General features: G+C 75.8%; 5 protein-coding genes. 2 read left to right on the top strand and 3 right to left on the bottom strand.

Translation table 11 applies throughout. The annotated features are described in order from the left end of the window. Window positions 1-87: 87 nt before the first annotated feature. A complete protein-coding gene (locus FHE66_RS03960) occupies window positions 88-954 on the top strand; it encodes an exodeoxyribonuclease III (protein WP_139071688.1) in 867 nt (288 codons plus the stop codon). A gap of 106 nt (window positions 955-1,060) precedes the next feature. Here FHE66_RS03960 and galK read toward each other — a convergent pair whose 3' ends face one another. From galK to FHE66_RS03945, 3 genes are read right to left on the bottom strand one after another with little or no spacing between them, the layout of a single operon-like run. Continuing rightward, the gene (galK, locus tag FHE66_RS03955) at window positions 1,061-2,281 is read right to left on the bottom strand and encodes a galactokinase (protein WP_139071687.1); all 1,221 of its coding nucleotides are present in this window, start codon (window positions 2,279-2,281) and stop codon (window positions 1,061-1,063) included. Beyond that, window positions 2,278-3,474 carry a galactose-1-phosphate uridylyltransferase gene (gene galT, locus FHE66_RS03950; RefSeq protein ID WP_176554642.1) on the bottom strand — a complete coding sequence of 399 codons (1,197 nt, stop codon included), beginning with the start codon at window positions 3,472-3,474 and terminating at the stop codon, window positions 2,278-2,280. The genes galK and galT overlap by 4 nt, the downstream gene beginning before the upstream one ends. Next, the gene (locus FHE66_RS03945; protein WP_255303596.1) at window positions 3,467-4,294 is read right to left on the bottom strand and encodes a DeoR/GlpR family DNA-binding transcription regulator; all 828 of its coding nucleotides are present in this window, start codon (window positions 4,292-4,294) and stop codon (window positions 3,467-3,469) included. The genes galT and FHE66_RS03945 overlap by 8 nt, the downstream gene beginning before the upstream one ends. Before the next feature lie 118 nt (window positions 4,295-4,412). On the opposite strand from FHE66_RS03945, the gene FHE66_RS03940 reads away from it, so the two are divergent. Next, on the top strand, window positions 4,413-5,634 hold a 1,222-nt coding region (locus FHE66_RS03940; RefSeq protein ID WP_176554641.1), incomplete at its 3' end, for a YihY/virulence factor BrkB family protein.

Raw genomic sequence — 5,634 nt, 5'->3', positions numbered from 1 at the left:
TGGCTCGCGCGGGATGCTGCGGCGCCCCGCGCGAGCCCGCCGGACGGCGATTTCGGGAGAGCGCGCGGGCGAGGTGAGAATGGCGCCATGCTCACCGTCGCCACCGTCAACGTCAACGGGATCCGCGCCGCCTACCGCCGGGGGATGGGCGAGTGGCTCGCCCGCCGGGAGCCGGACGTGCTGCTCCTCCAGGAGGTCCGCGCGCCGGACGAGGTGCTCAACGAGCTGCTCGGCGAGGGCTGGCACGTGGCGCACCAGGCTTGCGACATCAAGGGTCGGGCGGGCGTCGCGATCGCCTCCCGGCTGCCGGTGAGTGCCGTGCGCGTCGGGCTGGGCGACGGCGAGCCGCCGGTCGACACCGGCCGCTGGGTGGAGATGGACGTCGAGGTGCCCGGCAGCGACCGGCCGCTCACCGTCGTCTCGGTCTACATCCACTCCGGCACGGCGAGCGACCCCGAGCGCATGGCGGCGAAGTACTCCCACCTCGACCGCGTGACCGCCCGGCTCGCCGAGCTCGCGGAGCAGGCGGCGGCGGGGGAGCGGGACGTCCTCGTCGGTGGGGACGTCAACATCGTCCACCGGCCGGTCGACATCAAGAACTGGAAGGGCAACCACAACCGGACCTCCGGCGTGCTCGACGAGGAGATCGCCTACCTCGACCGCTGGTTCGACGAGCTCGGGCTCGTCGACCTCGGCCGCCTGCTCGCCGGGGAGGGCCCCGGGCCCTACACCTGGTGGTCGTGGCGCGGGAAGGCGTTCGACAACGACGCCGGGTGGCGCATCGACTACCTCCTCGCCACCCCGCGCGTGGCCGAGCACGCCCACGAGGCCGCCGTGGACCGCGCCGAGACCTACGACCGGCGCTTCTCCGACCACGCGCCCGTCGTCGTCGACCTCGCCCCCAGCCCGCGCCGCGAGCTCGCGCCGACGGCGGTCGGGGCGGAGCGGGCCTAGCGACGCGTCGCGCCCCGCCTGCCCCGCGACCGCGGGCGCGATGCCACTCGCGCTCGGCGGTCTCACCCGCGCTCGTCGGGAGGCCCCGCGTGCGCGACCCGCGCTGTCAGCCGACTCGGGCGGCGGGGGCGCTCGCGGGGGCGAGGAGGAACGCCGGCGCGGCGAAGCCTGCGTCGCTGAAGGCCTGCTCCACCTCGGCGGCGACGCGCTCGGCGCTCCCGGCGGGGACGAGGGCGATCGCCGACCCGCCGAACCCGCCGCCGGTCATCCGGGCGCCGTGCGCGCCGGCGGCGGTGGCCGCCTCGACGGCGAGGTCGAGCTCCGGGCTGGAGACCTCGTAGTCCTCGCGCAGCGAGGCGTGCGAGGCCGCCATGAGCGCGCCGAGCGTCCCCGTGCGTCCGTCACCGGCGGTGAGCGCCTCGACGAACCGCTCGACCCGCTCGATCTCGGTGACGACGTGCCGCACCCGGCGGCGCACCACCGGGTCCTCCAGCCGGGCGAGCGAGCCGTCGAGGTCGGTCACCTCCCGCAGCGTCGTCACGGCGAGCTCGCGCGCCGCGCGCTCGCAGCTCTCCCGCCGGGCCGCGTACTGGCCGTCGACGAGGGCGTGGGGCGCCCGGGTGTCCATGACGAGGAGCTCGAGCCCGGCCGCGGCGAGGTCGAAGGGGACCTGGCGGGTCGCGCCGTCGCGGCAGTCCAGGAGGAGGGCGTGCCCGTCGCGCGCACGTAGGGAGGCGGACTGGTCCATGCCGCCGGTCGGGGCGCCGGCGACCTCGTTCTCGGCGCGGACGCACGCTGCGGCGAGCCGGGCGCGGCCGGCGTCGTCCGCCGCGAGGCCGAGCCCCCACAGGTCGTCGAGCGCGACCGCGACTGCGCACTCGAGCGCGGCGGAGGAGGACAGCCCGGCCCCGTAGGGCACGCAGCTGTCGACGGCGACGTCGAACCCGGTCGCCCTGCCCTCCGGGACGAGGCCCTCCGCCTCCAGCGCCCACGCGACGCCGACGACGTAGGCCGGCCAGCCGGTGACCTCACCGCGGCTCCCGGCCGGTCCCACGGCGTCGAGGTCGACCTCGCGAGTGCCCTCCTCCTGGCCGGAGACGAGGCGGACCGTGCGGTCGGAGCGGGGGCGCAGCGCGACGAAGGTGCGGTGGGGCAGGGCGAGGGGCAGGCACAGCCCGCCGTTGTAGTCGGTGTGCTCGCCGATGAGGTTGACCCGGCCCGGCGCGGCCGACACCTCGGCGTCCCCGGGGCCGAAGGAGCGGATGAGGAGGTCGCGCGTGCGGGCGGCGCCCTCGGCGTCGGACCACGCGGTCAGCAGGGCGCTCACCCGAGCACCTCGCGGTAGCGGTCGGCGATGCGCTCGGGGGTCGTGTCCGACACCCACGCGCCCATGCCGGACTCCGAGCCGGCGAGGTACTTGAGCTTGCCGGGCGCGCGCAGGACGGAGAAGAGCTGGAGGTGCAGGCGCAGGTCCTCGCGCCCCTCCCGCACCGGCGCCTGGTGCCAGGCGGCGATGTAGGGCAGCGGCAGCGCCCGCTGCTCGCCGTCGGCCTCGGTCGTGACGAAGAACTGGTCCCCGGCGCGCAGGAGGCGCAGGTAGATGTCGGCGAGGTCCTCGCGCTCGGCGTCGGTGAGGGCGGGCAGGTCGGGGACGTCGCGGCGCGGGGCGAGGTGCACCTCGACGGGCCAGCGCGCCGCGGCGGGCACGTAGGCGACCCAGTGCTCGGACTCGGCGACGACCCGCCGCCCGGAGCGCAGCTCGGCCTCCAGGACGTCGCGCAGGAGGTTGCGCCCGGTGGCCTCCCGGTGCGCGCGCGCCTGGCGCAGCATCGTCGCGGTGCGTGGGGTGAGGTAGGGGTAGCCGTAGATCTGGCCGTGCGGGTGGTGGAGCGTCACCCCGATCTCCCGGCCGCGGTTCTCGAAGCAGAAGACCTGCTCGATGCCCGGGAGGGCGGAGAGCTCGGTCGTGCGGTCGGCCCACGCCTCGATGACGGTGCGCATCCGGCGGTGCCCGACGGTGGCGAGGGAGGCGTCGGGGTCGGGGGAGAAGCAGATGACCTCGCACCGGCCGGCGGCGGGACGCACCGGCCACAGCTCCTCGCCGTCGAGGTGGGTGAGGACGTCCTCCTCGCCCGGGACCTGGAGCAGGGAGGGGAAGCGGTTCTCGAAGACGACGACGTCGTAGTCGTCGGCCGGGATGTCGCCGTCGGTGTAGGCCGCCCCGGGACGCGCGGGGGCGAGCGGGTTCGCGTCGGCGGGCGGCAGGTGGGTGCGGTTCATCCGGTGGGTGGCCATCGGCACCCACTCCCCGGTGAGGACGTCGTAGCGCATGCGCGGGCCGGTGAACGGGTGGGGCTCACCGTCGGGGCCGGGGACGGGGTCGAAGCGGCCGGGCAGCGGGCGGGGGTCGTCCAGGCGCCGGGTGGCCCCGCCCGAGACGTACGGCTCGGAGTCGTCGAAGTAGAGGATCTCGCGGCCGTCGGCGAGGCGGCCGCGGGTCTTGCGCACCGTGTCACTCATGAGGGGCAACCTCCAGGGAGAAGTCGTGGGTGGCGGCCGCGGCGAGCGTCGCCTCGTCGGGCGGGCTGTCGGTGACGAGCGCGGCGAGTTCCTCCAGCGAGCAGAAGGAGCGCAGGCCGCGCACGCCCCACTTGCTGGAGTCGAGGACGGCGACGGCGCTGCGGCCGGTGGCGAGCAGCGCGGTGTTGGTCGCCGCCTCCTGGAGGTTCGGGGTCATCAGGCCGATCTCCGGGTCGAACCCGTGCGCGCCGAGGAACACCCAGTCCACCCGCACGCCGCGCAGGTAGTCGACGGTCGCCGGGCCGACGAGGGCGTCGGAGGGCGTGCGCTCGCCGCCGGTGAGGACGACCGTCGGGGCGGGCCGCCCGGCCTCGCGCGCCTGGAGCACGGCCTGGTGGAGGACGTCGGCGGCCGGCAGGGAGTTCGTGATGACGGTGAGCGTGGCGAGGTCGGGGTGGCGGGTGAGGGCCTGGGCGACCGCGAGCGTCGTCGTCCCGGCGGAGAGGGCGACGGCGTCACCGGCCGTGACACGGGCGGCGGCGGCCTGCCCGATCCGGGCCTTCTCCGCCTGGCGCTGACCTGCCTTGAGGGAGAAGGCCGGCTCCTGGGCGGAGCGGCTGGGGGCGACGGCACCGCCGTGCACGCGCGCCACGAGGCCGCGGCGCACGAGGCTGGTGATGTCGCGCCGGACGGTCATCTCCGAGACGCCGAGCTGCTCCACCATGTCGGCGACCCGCGCCCCGCCGTGGCGGCTGACCGCGGCGAGGATGTGCTCCTGGCGCTGCCGCGCGAGCAGCGGCTGGGACGAGGGCGTGCTCATGGTCGGCAGTCTGTCAGAAAAGAACCACAACCGAACAAGACCGACCAGCGGGGAGCCGCCCGACGGACGGCGGCACCGTTCCCCTGCCGCCCCGCCCCGGCGTCCATACGCTGCGGCCATGACCCCCGCGGAACCCAAGAGCCGGCTGGCCGCCCTCAACGACCGGATCCAGGCCCTCACGAGGTGGTGGAGCATGACCCGGCCGGGCCGGGCGCTGGCGCGCTACGGGCGGGCCGCCGGGGGCATGCTCGCCGGGGGGATCACCTACTCGGCGATCTTCTCCATCGCTGCGGCGCTCACGCTGGGCTACACCGCCTTCATGGCCGTGCTCGGCTCGGACACCGAGCTGCGCGACCGCGTGCTGGAGGCGGTGGACAGCGCGCTCCCGGGAGTCATCGACACCCCGACGAGCCGGGGGCTGCTCAACCCGGACGACCTCGTCCTGGACACCGGGCTCACGCCGACGAGCGTCGTCGCCACCGCGGTCCTGCTGTGGACCGCGATCTCGGTCATGGGGGCGCTCAAACGCTCGATCCGCTCGATGTTCGGCATCGTCGTCCTCCAGGAGAACGCGTTCCTCACCCGCGTGCGCGACTTCCTTGGCTTCCTCACCCTCGCCGTCGCCGTCCTCCTCACCGCGGCGCTGACGATCGCCGCGGGCGCTGCCGGCCAGTGGGTGCTCGACCTCCTGGGGGTGAGCGGCACCGTGGCCCAGCTCGGACTGCGGGCGCTGGGACTGCTCGTCGCGCTCGCCGTCGACGCCGGGGTGTTCGTCCTGCTCTTCCGGGTGCTCGCCGGGGTCCGACCCCCGCGCCGCGACCTGCTCCTCGCCGCGCTCCTCGGCGCCGTGGCCTCCGGCGCCCTGCGCCTGTTCGGCACCTCGCTCGTCGGCAGCGCGGCGAGCAACCCGCTGCTCGCGACGGCCGCCGCGCTCGCCACGCTCCTGCTGTGGGTCAACCTGCTCTCGCGGGTCACCCTGCTCATCGCGGCCTGGACGGCCAACCCGCCGGCCCCGCCCGCGCCCGACCACCCCGACGTCACCCACTTCAGCGAGACGCCGAACTACGTCACGCTCTCCGCCCCGCACACCCTCACCTGGCGCTACGAGGCGATCACCGGGACGGTCGAGGCCGACGCCCCGACGCGCAGGGGCGCCACGGTGACCAACCTCGAGCACGCGGGTGACGAGGGCCGCCGGGTGCTCGCCGAGCTGCGCGCCGAGGAGGAGCGTCGCCGGCGCGCGGAGCGCGCGGCGCGTGAGCGGCGCGAGGAGGACGCCGAGGAGGGCGGGCTCGTCGGCCGGGTGCGGTGGTGGCGCCGTCGCCGGGGCCGTGCGGGAG

The sequence above is a fragment of the Georgenia sp. 311 genome, from assembly GCF_006151955.1.
GTDB lineage: Bacteria > Actinomycetota > Actinomycetes > Actinomycetales > Actinomycetaceae > Oceanitalea > Oceanitalea wutianyii.
Note: the sequence above shows the minus strand (reverse complement) of the source record. Positions and strands in the feature narration are given on the sequence as shown.